This window comes from Aeromonas sp. MR19, from assembly GCF_963899305.1.
Lineage (GTDB): Bacteria > Pseudomonadota > Gammaproteobacteria > Enterobacterales > Aeromonadaceae > Aeromonas > Aeromonas bestiarum.
Window position 1 is genome coordinate 605733 of sequence record NZ_CAWQWZ010000011.1, and the last position, 12992, is coordinate 618724.

General features: G+C 61.9%; 12 protein-coding genes. 9 read left to right on the forward strand and 3 right to left on the reverse strand.

Annotated elements, in window-relative coordinates; all coding sequences use genetic code 11:
• Window positions 1-31: 31 nt before the first annotated feature.
• Both bioA and AACQ95_RS08515 read left to right on the forward strand, forming a co-directional pair.
• A complete protein-coding gene (gene bioA / locus AACQ95_RS08510; protein ID WP_241278319.1) occupies window positions 32-1306 on the forward strand; it encodes an adenosylmethionine--8-amino-7-oxononanoate transaminase in 1275 nt (424 codons plus the stop codon).
• Between the two features lie 135 nt (window positions 1307-1441).
• Complete coding sequence (locus tag AACQ95_RS08515) at window positions 1442-2257, forward strand: HAMP domain-containing protein (RefSeq protein ID WP_241278320.1); 816 nt, start codon at window positions 1442-1444, stop codon at window positions 2255-2257.
• Here the strand turns inward: AACQ95_RS08515 and AACQ95_RS08520 are convergent.
• Window positions 2254-2598 carry a hypothetical protein gene (locus AACQ95_RS08520; RefSeq protein ID WP_241278321.1) on the reverse strand — a complete coding sequence of 115 codons (345 nt, stop codon included), beginning with the start codon at window positions 2596-2598 and terminating at the stop codon, window positions 2254-2256. The two genes, AACQ95_RS08515 and AACQ95_RS08520, sit on opposite strands and share 4 nt — an antisense overlap.
• A 188-nt stretch (window positions 2599-2786) precedes the next feature.
• Here AACQ95_RS08520 and asnS point away from each other — a divergent pair, with 188 nt between their 5' ends.
• The 3 genes from asnS to AACQ95_RS08535 all read left to right on the forward strand — a co-directional run bounded on the left by asnS (window position 2787) and on the right by AACQ95_RS08535 (window position 6738).
• Window positions 2787-4187, forward strand: a complete 1401-nt coding sequence (gene asnS, locus AACQ95_RS08525; protein ID WP_043557632.1) for an asparagine--tRNA ligase — start codon at window positions 2787-2789, stop codon at window positions 4185-4187.
• A 377-nt stretch (window positions 4188-4564) separates the two neighbouring features.
• Window positions 4565-5908, forward strand: a complete 1344-nt coding sequence (locus AACQ95_RS08530; RefSeq protein WP_098984534.1) for an anaerobic C4-dicarboxylate transporter — start codon at window positions 4565-4567, stop codon at window positions 5906-5908.
• Window positions 5909-6066: 158 nt separating this feature from the next.
• A complete protein-coding gene (locus AACQ95_RS08535) occupies window positions 6067-6738 on the forward strand; it encodes an adenine nucleotide alpha hydrolase (protein WP_241278322.1) in 672 nt (223 codons plus the stop codon).
• A 77-nt stretch (window positions 6739-6815) separates the two neighbouring features.
• Here AACQ95_RS08535 and AACQ95_RS08540 read toward each other — a convergent pair whose 3' ends face one another.
• Both AACQ95_RS08540 and dcuC read right to left on the reverse strand, forming a co-directional pair.
• A complete protein-coding gene (locus AACQ95_RS08540) occupies window positions 6816-7955 on the reverse strand; it encodes a M20 family metallopeptidase (RefSeq protein ID WP_241278323.1) in 1140 nt (379 codons plus the stop codon).
• Window positions 7956-8061: 106 nt separating this feature from the next.
• Window positions 8062-9438 carry a C4-dicarboxylate transporter DcuC gene (gene dcuC / locus AACQ95_RS08545; RefSeq protein WP_241278324.1) on the reverse strand — a complete coding sequence of 459 codons (1377 nt, stop codon included), beginning with the start codon at window positions 9436-9438 and terminating at the stop codon, window positions 8062-8064.
• 283 nt (window positions 9439-9721) lie between these two features.
• Here dcuC and AACQ95_RS08550 point away from each other — a divergent pair, with 283 nt between their 5' ends.
• The 4 genes from AACQ95_RS08550 (at window position 9722) to dapE (ending at window position 12978) form a co-directional block, all read left to right on the forward strand.
• Complete coding sequence (locus tag AACQ95_RS08550; protein WP_043140964.1) at window positions 9722-10036, forward strand: hypothetical protein; 315 nt, start codon at window positions 9722-9724, stop codon at window positions 10034-10036.
• A gap of 315 nt (window positions 10037-10351) precedes the next feature.
• On the forward strand, window positions 10352-11263 hold the full coding sequence (locus AACQ95_RS08555; RefSeq protein WP_043140966.1) for a LysR family transcriptional regulator: 912 nt from the start codon (window positions 10352-10354) through the stop codon (window positions 11261-11263).
• A 214-nt stretch (window positions 11264-11477) separates the two neighbouring features.
• Window positions 11478-11828, forward strand: coding sequence for an ArsC family reductase (locus AACQ95_RS08560; RefSeq protein ID WP_043140968.1), 351 nt, complete (start codon window positions 11478-11480; stop codon window positions 11826-11828).
• Between the two features lie 22 nt (window positions 11829-11850).
• Window positions 11851-12978 carry a succinyl-diaminopimelate desuccinylase gene (gene dapE, locus AACQ95_RS08565; protein ID WP_241278325.1) on the forward strand — a complete coding sequence of 376 codons (1128 nt, stop codon included), beginning with the start codon at window positions 11851-11853 and terminating at the stop codon, window positions 12976-12978.
• Window positions 12979-12992: the final 14 nt, after the last annotated feature.

Here is a 12992-nt window from a genome sequence, read left to right on the forward strand (position 1 = left end):
CAGATCAAACCAATTGACAACAGAACACATAATGACCAATCAAGAATTCGACCTGCACCACGTCTGGCACCCCTATACCTCCCTTACCCATCCCCTGCCCTGCTATGAAGTGGCCAGCGCCAAAGGGGTAAAAATCACCCTCAGCGATGGCCGCGAACTGGTGGATGGCATGAGCTCCTGGTGGGCCTGCGTCCACGGCTATCAGGTGCCGGAACTGGACGCGGCCGCCACCGCCCAGCTCGGCAAGATGTCCCACGTGATGTTCGGCGGCCTGACCCATGCCCCGGCCGTCGAGCTGTGTCGCAAGCTGGTGGAGATCACCCCGGCCGGCCTGGACAGAGTCTTCCTTGCCGATTCCGGCTCGGTGGCGGTGGAGGTGGCGCTCAAGATGGCCCAGCAGTACTGGCACGCCAGGGGCACCCCCAGAGCCAAGTTCCTCACCCTGCGCGGCGGTTATCACGGCGACACCTTCGGCGCCATGAGCGTCTGCGACCCGGATGGCGGCATGCACGAGCTCTATAAAGGCTTCCTGCCGGAACACCATTTCGCCCCGGCACCGAGCTGCCGCTTCCACGCCGAGTGGGACGAGCAGAGCGTGGTGGAGCTGGCGACGCTGGTAGCCGATCATCACGAAGAGATTGCCGCCATCGTGCTCGAGCCCATAGTGCAGGGGGCCGGCGGCATGCGCTTCTACCATCCCCGCTACCTGCAGTGGGTACGCGCCCTGTGCGACGAGTTCGGCCTGCTGCTCATCGCCGACGAGATCGCCACCGGCTTTGGTCGCACCGGCCAGCTGTTTGCCTGTGACTGGGCGGGGATCAGTCCCGACATCATGTGTCTGGGCAAGGCGCTCACCGGCGGCTATCTGACGCTCTCGGCGACCCTGACTACCGAGCAGGTTGCCCGCACCATCTGCGACGGCAAGGCCGGCGTCTTTATGCACGGTCCCACCTTTATGGGCAACCCATTGGCCTGCGCGGTGGCCAACGCCTCCATCGATCTGCTGCTCGCCTCCCCGTGGCAGGAACGGGTGCAGGCCATAGAGCACCAGCTGCGTACCGAGCTGGTGGAACTGACCCTCAACCCGGCAGTGGCCGATGTGCGGGTGCTCGGCGCCATCGGTGTGGTGGAGATGAAGGAGCGGGTGGACGTGGCGCGCATCCAGCGCAAGTTCGTCGAACTGGGGGCCTGGATCCGGCCGTTTGGCAAGCTTGTCTACCTGATGCCGCCCTTCGTCATCACCCCCGAGGAGCTGAGGGTATTGACCGGCGCCATCAATGAAGCCATCGCCAGCGGCGAATTCTGAGCCTGAATGAACAGGCCCTGCATGAGAATGCAGGGCCTTTTGACTCTTTTTCATCAGAATGTGAGCGAGGCACCAGACCCGGACCGCCGGGGCGAGTAGACTGCGCGGGTTTTACCCAACAGACGTACCTTTCCCATGCGCCTCTCCATTGCTGCCAAAATCAACTTCTTCCTGCTGTTCATCTTCTCCATGGTGCTGGTCTTCTCCGCAGCCTATCAGGCGGTGCGCGAGCGCGACCTCATCCTGACCCTGATCAAGGAGCAGAGTCGCGAGCAGACCGAGGCCTATTTCGATGGCCTCAACATGCTGATGCTGACCGGCAAGATGGATGCCCGCGACACCCTGCGCAGCAAGTTTCTCGATCACGCCCACGTGGAAGATGCCCGCATAGTGCGCGGCGAATCGGTGAGCAAGCAGTACGGGGTCGGCCACGAGAGCGAGCAGCCCAAAGACAGGTTCGATGAGCTGGCACTGGCGGGCAAAGGCAGCCTGGAGGTGGTGCACGACGGTATGCACAGCAAGCTGGTGGTGACCCGGCCGCTGCTGGCCAAGAAGGATTTTCGCGGCACCGACTGCACCAGCTGCCATCAGGTGGCGGAGAATACCGTGTTGGGGGCGGTGCGCTTTGACTACTCCCTCGATACCCTGTTCACCCGGGTCGAGCAGAACATACTCACCTCGGCGCTGAGCCTCACCGTCATCTTCGGGCTGGGCCTGCTGCTGACTCTCTGGGTCATCCGCACCTGGATAGTGCGCCCCCTCAACCAGCTGACCCGCTCCATGGAAGAGGCCACCGATCTGCACGACTTCGGTCATCGACTGGAAGGGGATGAAGGGGACGAGATAGGTCGGGTCGCGCTGGCCTACAACCAGATGCTCGACAGCGTGGAGCGCCAGCTGGGCAAGCGCCCCGCACCTCGCCCGGAGAGGGACGAGAAAAAGCAAGATTAGCCCCTGTAGTAGAACAGCAGGCTGGCGATGAGGATCAGCAACAAGATGGCCAGATGCACCAGGCCGACATCCTCCCGACGACGGCAACGTTGCCGCTCGAACAGCAAGACCACCAGGGTCAGCACAGAGCAACCCCAGAGCCCGTGCACCAGCCAGGGAGTCAGCACGGGATCCCAGCTCTGGCGCACCTTGACCCCGCCATAGATCAGAAAACCGTAGGCAGTCTGTGGCCGCGCGAAGTGATAGAGGGAGAGCAAGGCGATGAAGCCGCCCCAGCAGAGGATCACCAAGCCCTGCAGCACCCGGGTCAACCTGTCAGGTCCATGTCGCCGCTCTTTCATGCCCATCCCTCACCCAAGTGGCCCGGTCATGAGGTGATCCGGCCACAAAACCCCTCCAGAGTCCGACATTTTTGCTTGTTTATCAAACCCGCACGGGTAAGATTGACGGCTTAGTCTGCCATGATGGGCCTATCAATGCCCGGGCAAGACCCATAGCGCTGCAAGAACAAGCTGGAGACAATATTTCGATGACGCACGCATCCGTAGTAGATGTGCTGACCGGTAAATATGCGGTTGGCACCACCCAGACAGTCAAAGGGTGGATCCGGACTCGCCGTGATTCCAAGGCGGGGATCTCATTTTTGGCCGTATCCGATGGCTCCTGTTTCCATCCGGTGCAGGCCGTCGTCCCCAATACCCTGGCCAATTATGAGAATGAAGTGCTGCGTCTGACCACAGCTTGCTCCGTGGAAGTCACCGGTGTGGTTGCCGCCTCCCAGGGCAACGGTCAGGCTTTCGAACTGCAAGCCACCGACGTCAAGGTCGTAGGCTGGGTCGAAGATCCGGACACCTACCCCATGGCCGCCAAGCGCCACAGCATAGAGTACCTGCGTGAACAGGCCCACCTGCGTCCGCGCACCAACATAGTCGGCGCAGTGACCCGGGTGCGCAACTGCCTGGCCCAGGCCATCCACCGCTTCTTCCATGAAGAGGGTTATCTGTGGATTGCGGCTCCGCTCATCACCGCCTCTGACACCGAAGGTGCCGGCGAGATGTTCCGCGTCTCCACCCTGGATCTGGAAAACCTGCCGCGCACCGATGCCGGCAAGGTCGATTACGACAAGGACTTCTTCGGCAAGGAGACCTTCCTGACCGTGTCCGGTCAGCTCAACGTCGAAACCTACGCCTGTGCCCTCTCCAAGGTCTACACCTTCGGGCCCACCTTCCGCGCCGAAAACTCCAACACCAGCCGCCATCTGGCCGAGTTCTGGATGGTTGAGCCGGAAATTGCCTTCGCCAACCTGGACGATAACGCCGCCCTGGCCGAAGCCATGCTCAAATACGTCTTCAACGCCGTGCTGAGTGAGCGCCGCGACGATCTGGAGTTCTTTGCCCAGCACGTCGACAAGGATGCCATCGGTCGTCTGGAACGCTTCGTCTCCTCCGACTTCGCCCAGATCGACTACACAGATGCCATCGAAGTGCTGAAAAACTGTGGCAAGACCTTCGAGTTCCCTGTCTCCTGGGGCATCGACTTGTCCTCCGAGCACGAGCGCTATCTGGCCGAGGAGCACTTCAAGTCTCCTGTGGTGGTGAAGAACTACCCGAAAGACATCAAGGCCTTCTACATGCGTCTCAACGATGACGGCAAAACCGTTGCCGCCATGGACGTACTGGCTCCCGGGATCGGCGAGATCATCGGCGGTGCCCAGCGTGAAGAGCGCCTCGAGGTACTCGATCAGCGCATGGCCGAGATGGGTCTGAACAAGGAAGATTACTGGTGGTATCGCGATCTGCGCCGCTTCGGCACAGTCCCGCACGCCGGTTTCGGCCTCGGTTTCGAGCGTCTGGTGGTCTACGTGACCGGTATGGGCAACGTCCGCGACGTCATCCCCTTCCCGCGCACCCCGCGTACCGCCGAGTTCTGATTACTACCACTTGCCGACAAAGCCGACCCCAGGGTCGGCTTTTTGTTATCCAGGCAACGCCATTCCACCCTGCAGACCACCACAATTAATCACCCACTCCACTCCCCCACAGCCCACTTGCCACTCCCCTCACCCCCTGCAGCACATAGAGCCCCGTACGGTGCCGTTTATTGGCACAACAAATAACAATGATATTAATACGTGGTTTTTATGCAGTTAAATCAAAAAGCGATGAGTTATTGAAGTACCTCAAATTTTTACCCCTTTTAGGAGGGCACAATACCCACTAACCCTTTAGGGCTAAATAAAAAACAGACAATCCTGGTCCATGAACCCAACACAACACTGACATGGATTAAATCACGCGAGGTAATGGAATGATCTTGATGGAATTTTTTGTGGTGCTCGGCTGCTTGCTGCTGGGTACCCGGTTTGGGGGCATGGGACTGGGTCTCATCAGCGGCATAGGTCTATTCCTGCTGACCTTCGTGTTCGGCCTGACCCCGGGTGAACCGCCGGTACAGGTGATGCTGACCATACTCGCCGTGATCGGCTGCGCCGCCACCCTGCAAACGGCCGGTGGCCTCAACCTGATGATGCAGATTGCCGAGCGCCTGCTGCGTCGTCACCCGCAATACATCACCATACTGGCGCCGCTCACTACCTGGACCCTCACCTTCCTGTGCGGTACCGGCCACGTGGTCTACACCATGTTCCCCATCATCGCCGACATAGCGCTGCAGAAGAACATACGTCCCGAGCGGCCGATGGCGGTGGCATCCGTTGCCTCCCAGATGGCGATCTGTGCCTCCCCGGTCTCGGTGGCCGTGGTCTCCATGGTCTCCATCCTGGCAGCCGGTCATGGCATAGGTCAGGCTTACGGCCTGCTCGACATCCTGATGATCGCCATCCCCTCCTCCCTGACCGGCGTGATCATGGCGGCCCTGTGGAGCCTGCGCCGCGGCAAGGATCTGGACCAGGACGAGGAGTTCCAGGCCAAGATCAAGGATCCGGAACAGCGCACCTTCGTCTATGGCGGTGGTGAAACCCTGCTCAACACCAAGTTCCCGAAAGAGGCCTACTGGTCGACCTGGATCTTCTTCGCCGCCATCGCCGCCGTGGTCTTGCTCGGTGCCAACGAAGGGCTGCGTCCCGTGTTCACCATCAAGGACAAGACGGGCCCGCTCTCCATGAACCTGGTGATCCAGATGATGATGCTGATCGCCGGCGCCATCATTCTGATGCGCTGCAAGGTCAAGCCGGGTGACATCTCCAACGGCCCCGTGTTCAAGGCCGGCATGGTCGCCATCTTCTCCGTGTTCGGGGTTGCCTGGATGAGCGAGACCTTCTTCCAGGCCCACATGCCGCTGCTGAAAGAAACCCTGGCCCACGTGGTACAGGCCCAGCCCTGGACCTACGCCCTGGTGCTCTTCCTCATCTCCAAGCTGGTGAACAGCCAGGCCGCCGCCCTGACCGCCATCGCCCCCATGGGGCTGGCACTGGGGGTGGAGCCCAAGCTGCTGATCGCCTTCCTGCCGGCCAGCTACGGCTACTTCGTGCTGCCGACCTACCCGAGCGATCTGGCCTGTATCGGTTTCGACCGCTCCGGCACCACCCGCATCGGCAAGTTCATCATCAACCACAGCTTCATCATTCCGGGGCTGATCGGGGTCAGCAGCTCCTGCGCCCTGGGGTATGTGCTGACCACCATTCTGCTCTAATCACGGCGGCGTTTATCACGCTCTTGCCAGGCAGGCCCCCGCATGGGGGCCTGCTCTTTTCTCCCCGGTCAATTCCTGCCACGATTTCCTGCTGCGGCTTTACCTGCGCCCCCGCCACTGGGTAGCATGCTCCCTCGTTCACCATAGGAATCTTCCCCATGTCTCGCGTCATCCTGCTCTGGAGCGGTGGCAAAGATGCCATGCTGGCCCTCTGCCATGCCCGCGATGCGGGCCATCAGGTGGTGGCACTGGCCACCTTTGCACCGCTAGAGCCCCGATTTCTGGCTCACCCCTTGCCGCTGGTGCGCCGTCAGGCGGCGGCCCTCGGGCTGTCCCATCTGCTGGTCACCATAGAAGCGCCGTTCGAGCAGAGCTACGAAACCGCGCTGAGCCGCTTGCAGCAGGAGTGGGCGCTCGATGGGGTAGTGACCGGCGATATCGACAGCGTGGGCGGCGCACCAAACTGGATCCGCGAGCGCAGCCAGCCGCTCGGGCTCGCCGTCCACACCCCGCTCTGGCAGCAATCTCGCCAAACCTTGCTGGCGGATATGCTGGCGCGCGGCATAGTCGCTCACCTCTCCTGCGTCGATACCCGGGTGCTGGCTCCCGAGTGGGCCGGGCGCTCGCTCAATGCAGCCACCCTCGCCGATCTGCAGCAACTGGCCGAGCGCCAGGGGTTCGATGCCTGCGGCGAGCAGGGGGAGTACCACACCATGGTGACCGACGGCCCCGGCTTTGCCGCTCCGTTGCGCCTCGATGGCTGGCGGGTAACACGGCAGGATCATCTGGCCTATCTGGCAGAAGAGGGCGCGAGCCATCTAATCAGTTAGGGCTGCGCCAGACCATCCAATTTCCATAAAAAACGGGAGGCCTGAGCCTCCCGTTTGCACTGCTTTTATTCGATATGTCAGCGTGCCAGCCTGGTCAGCACCCGCTGCAACAGGCGGATGCGCGGCTCTATGCTGTCGAGCAGCAGGAATTCGCTCTCCGAGTGGAAGCCGCCACCCATGGGGCCGAAGCCGTCCAGCGACGGCACGCCCGCGGCGGCGGTGAAGTTGGCATCCGAGCCGCCACCTGCCTCCAGCCAGTTGAAGGGGATCCCCTCTTCCAGGCCTGCCGCTTCCACCAGCGCCATCAGCGCTTCGGTATCGCCACTCGGGCGCATCGCCGGCTTGAAGGCCTGGCGATCCACCTCGACCCGGCAGCCGGCGAGGAAGGGATTGTTGGCCATGAAGCCGAGCCGCTCATGCACAGCCGCCGCCTCTTCATTGCGCCAGAAGCGCAAGTCCACGATCGCCTCGGCAAAGTCCGGCACCACGTTGACGCCAGTGCCGCCCTGCACCACCCCGACGTTCATTGTGGTGCCCGTCTCAAGATTGACCTGATCGTTGATGGCCAGCACCCAGTGCGCCAGCTCTGTGATGGCCGAGATCCCCTCGCTCAGGGCCGAACCGGCGTGGGAGGCCTTGCCGTGGAAGAGGATGCGGTACTTGGCATTGCCCTTGCGGGCGCTGATGAGATCCCCGTTGGGGCGAGCCGCCTCGGCCACCAGCACGCAACCGCTCTGCTTGGCCTTCTCCACCAGCCAATCTTTGGACCAGGGGGAGCCCACCTCCTCATCGCAGTTGCAGCAGACCAGCACCTTGAGTTTGGCCAGTTGCGCCGGATCCATCTCTTTCAGGGCATACCAGATAGAGAGCAGGCCGCTCTTCATGTCCGACACGCCGGGGCCAAAGGCCTGATTGCCTTCGATGGAGAGCGGACGCTTGGCCGCCGTCCCCTCGGGGAAGACGGTATCCATGTGGCCGCACAGCATCACGTCGTAGTGATCGGCGCCCGGCGCATTGGTTGCCTCGAGGCAGGGGCCGCACTCAGGAGCGAACTGGTGGCGGGTCACCTGCCAGCCGATCGCCTGATACTTTTCGGTCATGATGTCGGCCACCCGAGCCACCCCGGCCGGGGTGCGGGTGCCGCAATCGAGATTGATGAGCGGGGCCAGATCGGCCAGATAGCTATCGAGGGAAAACGGGCTCTTTACATCTGTCATCATCTTCTCCATGCAAGCCTTGCCACTCGCGGCCAAGGCCTGTCAGCAACAGGATGAGGGCGGGCAGCCGCGCTGCCCGCCCCGTCATTACATACACAGCAGACCATCACATAAACAGCAGATAGTTGAGCGCCAGCGCCGTCACCAGGGCGCCCGCCATGGGCACGCTGGTGCGCTTGACCACCACGAAGGGCGACACCCTGGCGATCCCCGCGCAGGCGATCAGCACGGCCGCTATGGGGGATATGGTGCGGCCGATGCTGGAGGCGAGCTGCATCGGCAGCAGCATGGTCACCGCAGGCACCCCGAACTTGGCCGCCACCGCCGGCGCCAGGGTCGAGAAGCTGAGGAAAGCCGCGTTACCCGAACCCATGATGACAGCCGCCACCATGATCAGCGCCACCATCACCAGCGTCATCAGCGCGCTGCCGATGCCGGCATTGCTGGCCGAGTGCAGCAGGGTGTCGATGGCACCTATGGCCTTGAGGGATTCGGCGAACAGCTCGGCGCAGACGATGAGCGCCACCACCGGGCCGAACACCTTGCCCATGCCATCGAGGAAGCTCGACAGTCCGGCCATGGCGGTGCGCAGCGAGCGGCTGCGCAGCAGTTCGCACAGCATGCCGATAAAGACCGACAGCAGCATGGCCACCTCCACGCTGACGCTGATGGTGGTCACCAGCAACTTGGAGAAGGTCATCATCAGCACGAAGGGAATGATGGGCAGCAGGGCATACCAGATCGGCGCCTGCACGGCCTCAGTGCCCTGCTCGTCCAGCTCGGCGTGCTCGCCGCGATGCAGGGCCGGATCCCATCCATCCTGGCGATCGCAGTGACGCTGCCAGAAGAAGTGCAGCACCATGGTCACCAGCAGCATGGGGGCCACCAGCCAGATCTGGTAGTCAACGAAGTAGCTGGTCGGATCCATGCCAGATTGACCGGCGGAGAAGATGGCGTTGGTCTGGGTCGGGCCAATTTCAAACGCCTGGGAGGTGGCGATGACGCCACAGGCGGAGGCCGGGCTGATGCCGAGGTTGCGCATCACAGGATACATGGTGACCATCAACAGCAGGCCAAGGCCGGTGGCGGAAGTGACGAACAGGGAGACAAAGACCGCCACCAGATAGCAGATTGAAAGCATCAGGTAGCTGGACTGGATGCCCGCCACCGGTTTGACCGCCACCCGCACCAGCGCCTGGGAGGCACCGATATGGGACATGTAGGTGGCAAAGCCCGCCACCGCCATTATGGTGAGGCCGAGCCCGGCCGCGCGGTAGGAGAAGATCCCCTTGAACACCTCGAACAGGTCGAACAGGGCGAAACCGGTGCTCTTGTCCGCGGGGAGAATGGGGTGCAGCCCCAACCAGTAGGCCACCGCAAAAATGGCCATGCCCGCCAGCGCCAGCACCGCCTGCGGGTTGTAATCCTTGATGATGCCGTAGACCACGGCGATCAGTACGAGCAAGACAAATAAGAGTTCCAATATTCGCTCCTGATAAAATTATCGAGGAGCGGAATCTAGTGGTCTGGCCTCGCTTTCCCCTTGATCCCTGTCAATAAAGGTGGCTTCGCCTCCCTTTGATGGAATAAAGTGCTACCTACTTAACAAAAAACGGTCGTTTAAACTAAAGGCAAACCTTTAGAATCCCTTTGCCATCCGTTCTGGCGGATAACCTCAGGCTTTTTTGCTTTGGATCAACGTCAGGGGCCAGTGAACTGGCCAAGATGCGCATCGATACAGCGACCATTTCGCGCCGGAGAGAGTTATGACAAACCAAGCAACCGCGGGTATGACCACCAGCGACTACCAGCTATGGGACATCCTCGTCGAGTCTGCAAAGGAACGCACCACCATTCGTTACTCCAAACTGGCCAGGCAGGCCGGGCTGGAAAATAGCCAGGATGAGCTGCGCACCCTGCTGCAACGCATCCGCATGTACTGCACCGAGCACCAGCTGCCGATCCTCTCCACCATAGTGGTGGACGACGTGGGCAAATATACCGGCCTCTCCTCCAGCCTGCCGGACGCCCCCTGGGAACGTGCCAGGGTGTTTGACTACCAGTGGCCGGTAGCGCCCTGAGTCACAGCCTCATCACAACAACGCGCCCGGTGGCGCGTTTTGTACTTCTTCGGGCCCGCTCACCTGAACCGCAGGCAAAAAAAACCCGCCTCGAAGGCGGGTACTAAGCAAGCAACGCTCTGGATGACCAGAGTAAAGAGTTCAGGCTGTCGAATCTTGCCACCCCCGGCACCACGCGAAAGAGGTAACAGGACAACATGGGTTTGTATAAATCGCTGATTTATCCAAGCTTCATGCTGACCATCGACGGGGAATGAGACTAAAGTGAAGGCCCTGCTTAAGGAAATGATTTATTAGTATTCCATTATGCACAGAATGAATTTACGAGGCGTAGACCTCAACCTGCTGGTGGTGCTCAAGGCGCTGCTGGAGGAACGCAACACCACCAAGGCCGCCGAGCGGCTCGCCATGAGCCAGCCGGCCGTCAGTCGAGCCCTGGCTCGCCTGCGGCTGCTCTATGACGATCCCTTGCTGATCCGCACGCCCCAGGGCATGGAACCCACCGCCAGGGCACAGGCGCTGCTGCTGCCGCTGCGGGAGATACTGCACGACATAGAGCAGACCTTCAGCCAGCCGGAGCAGCTCGATCCGGGCAAGTTCGAGGGCGTGCTGCGCATCGGTGCCCACACCTATGTGGAGTACGTGATGATGCCGAGCCTGCTGGCGCGCCTGCAGCAGCAGGCGCCCAACCTGCGCATCCACATGGTGCCCCTCAATGCGGACTACGAGCGTCAGCTCGACGAGGGGGTGATCAGCATGGTGATCAGCAAGCAGGACGAGGTGCCCGGCCGTTTTCGTCGCATCCCGCTGTTTGAAGACAAGCTGATCTGCACCGCCCACCGCAGCCACCCGTTCCAGGGCCAGGTGCTCTGCATCGAATCCTTCGCCAAGGCCCAGCACCTGCTGGTCGCCCCCCGTGGCAGCGAAGGGGGCATAGTCGATGACTTGCTGGCCGCCCACGGCATGACCCGGCATACCCCCTTGATAGTGCAAAGCTTTCTGGCTGCGCCCTTCATCCTGCCCTACGCCCCCCTGCTGCTGACCTCCCCCGCCAGGGTGTTGCGACCGCTGATGCCGCTGCTGGATCTGGTGGAGTACGAAACCCGCTTCGCCCTGCCGACCTTTGAAGTCAGCCTGATCCGCCATCGCCGCGATGACAACCACGCCATGCTCAACTGGTTCGAGTCCGAGCTGCACCTCTGGTGCCAATCCCAGCGCGAGCTTTGATCCCGCCGGCGCCCCAGGCGCCGGGCTCTTTTCTCCCCCGCCCCTTCCTGTTGCCCGTTCGCCTTTGGAAAATCACCCAAGGTGCGGCTCCGCCGTTGCCATGGGATAGTCACAATGCCAGAATCGGGCCTTTGCTTGATGTCGCGTTCAGATCTCAAGTTGCCGATTTCACGTTTCAGCTCCAAGGGCCCGCGCCCGCAGACAAGGACTCCCCATGGCCACCACCCTCTATGGCATCAAAAACTGCGACACCATCAAGAAAGCCCGCAAGTGGCTGGATGAGGCCGGCATCGACTACCGTTTTCACGACCATCGCGCCGATGGGCTGGATCCCGCCGCGCTGGACAGCTGGCTGGCAAAGCTTGGCTGGGAAGCCTTGCTCAACAGCCGTGGCACCACCTTCCGCGCCCTGCCGGATGAGGCCAAACAGGGGCTCGACACCGCGAAGGCCCGCGCCCTGCTGCTGGAACACCCGGCCATGATCAAGCGCCCCTTGCTCGAGCGGGACGGTGAGCTGACCCTGGGTTTTAAAGCCGATCACTACCAATCCCTCTTCTCTCGTTAAACTTTTCTGTTAAGGAACGCCGATGTCGGATGTCATCGCACTGGCCAAGGATCTGATCCGCCGCCCCTCAGTCACCCCGCTCGATGAAGGGTGCCAGACCCTGATGGCGGAGCGCCTCGCACGCCTGGGTTTCGTCATCGAACCCATGGTGTTTGAAGACACCACCAACCTCTGGGCCCGCCGTGGCAGCGAAGGCCCCCTGTTCTGCTTCGCCGGCCACACCGACGTGGTGCCCGCCGGGCCGCTGGAGAAGTGGCACACGCCGCCGTTCGAGCCGACCATACAGGATGGCGTGCTCTACGGTCGCGGCGCCGCCGACATGAAGGGGTCGCTGGCATCCATGGTGGTGGCCACCGAGCGTTTCGTCGCGGCCAATCCGGATCACAAGGGGTCCATCGCCTTTCTCATCACCTCGGATGAAGAGGGACCCTTCATCAACGGCACCACCCGGGTGATAGATACCCTGGAGGCGCGCCACGAGAAGATCCGCTGGTGCATCGTCGGCGAGCCCTCCTCCACCGCCGTGGTGGGAGACGTGGTGAAGAACGGCCGACGCGGCTCCATCACCGGCGATCTGCTGGTGCGCGGGGTACAAGGCCACGTCGCCTATCCCCATCTGGCGGACAACCCCATCCACAAGGCGGCGCCGGCGCTGACCGAGCTGGCGGCGACGGTATGGGATCAGGGCAACGCCTACTTCCCGCCCACCAGCTTCCAGATTGCCAACATTCAGGGGGGCACTGGCGCCTCCAACGTCATTCCCGGCGAGCTGCAGGTTCAGTTCAACTTCCGTTTCAGCACCCAGCTGACCGACATGGATATTCGCGAGCGGGTCGAGGCGCTGCTGGACAGACATGGGCTGGATTACCAGCTCGACTGGACCCTCTCCGGCCAGCCCTTCCTGACCGACACCGGCGATCTGCTCGATGCCGCCGTCGCGGCCATCGAACAGGTCAATGGCCAGCAACCGGCCCTGCTCACCACCGGCGGCACCTCCGACGGGCGCTTTATCGCCCCCACCGGCGCCGAGGTGATCGAGCTGGGCCCGGTCAACGCCACCATCCACAAGGTGAACGAGTGCGTGAAGGCGGACGATCTGGATCTGCTGGCGGACATGTACCAGGGCATACTGGATCGGTTGCTGGCATGACGCCTATCCAGCGC

Excerpts from the sequence above, each read along its gene's own strand:
- bioA (WP_241278319.1), top strand. The coding sequence starts at position 32 with ATGACCAATCAAGAATTCGACCTGCACCACGTCTGGCACCCCTATACC.
- AACQ95_RS08515 (WP_241278320.1), top strand. The coding sequence starts at position 1,442 with ATGCGCCTCTCCATTGCTGCCAAAATCAACTTCTTCCTGCTGTTCATC.
- AACQ95_RS08520 (WP_241278321.1), bottom strand. The coding sequence starts at position 2,598 with ATGAAAGAGCGGCGACATGGACCTGACAGGTTGACCCGGGTGCTGCAG.
- asnS (WP_043557632.1), top strand. The coding sequence starts at position 2,787 with ATGACGCACGCATCCGTAGTAGATGTGCTGACCGGTAAATATGCGGTT.
- AACQ95_RS08530 (WP_098984534.1), top strand. The coding sequence starts at position 4,565 with ATGATCTTGATGGAATTTTTTGTGGTGCTCGGCTGCTTGCTGCTGGGT.
- AACQ95_RS08535 (WP_241278322.1), top strand. The coding sequence starts at position 6,067 with ATGTCTCGCGTCATCCTGCTCTGGAGCGGTGGCAAAGATGCCATGCTG.
- AACQ95_RS08540 (WP_241278323.1), bottom strand. The coding sequence starts at position 7,955 with ATGACAGATGTAAAGAGCCCGTTTTCCCTCGATAGCTATCTGGCCGAT.
- AACQ95_RS08550 (WP_043140964.1), top strand. The coding sequence starts at position 9,722 with ATGACAAACCAAGCAACCGCGGGTATGACCACCAGCGACTACCAGCTA.
- AACQ95_RS08555 (WP_043140966.1), top strand. The coding sequence starts at position 10,352 with ATGAATTTACGAGGCGTAGACCTCAACCTGCTGGTGGTGCTCAAGGCG.
- AACQ95_RS08560 (WP_043140968.1), top strand. The coding sequence starts at position 11,478 with ATGGCCACCACCCTCTATGGCATCAAAAACTGCGACACCATCAAGAAA.
- dapE (WP_241278325.1), top strand. The coding sequence starts at position 11,851 with ATGTCGGATGTCATCGCACTGGCCAAGGATCTGATCCGCCGCCCCTCA.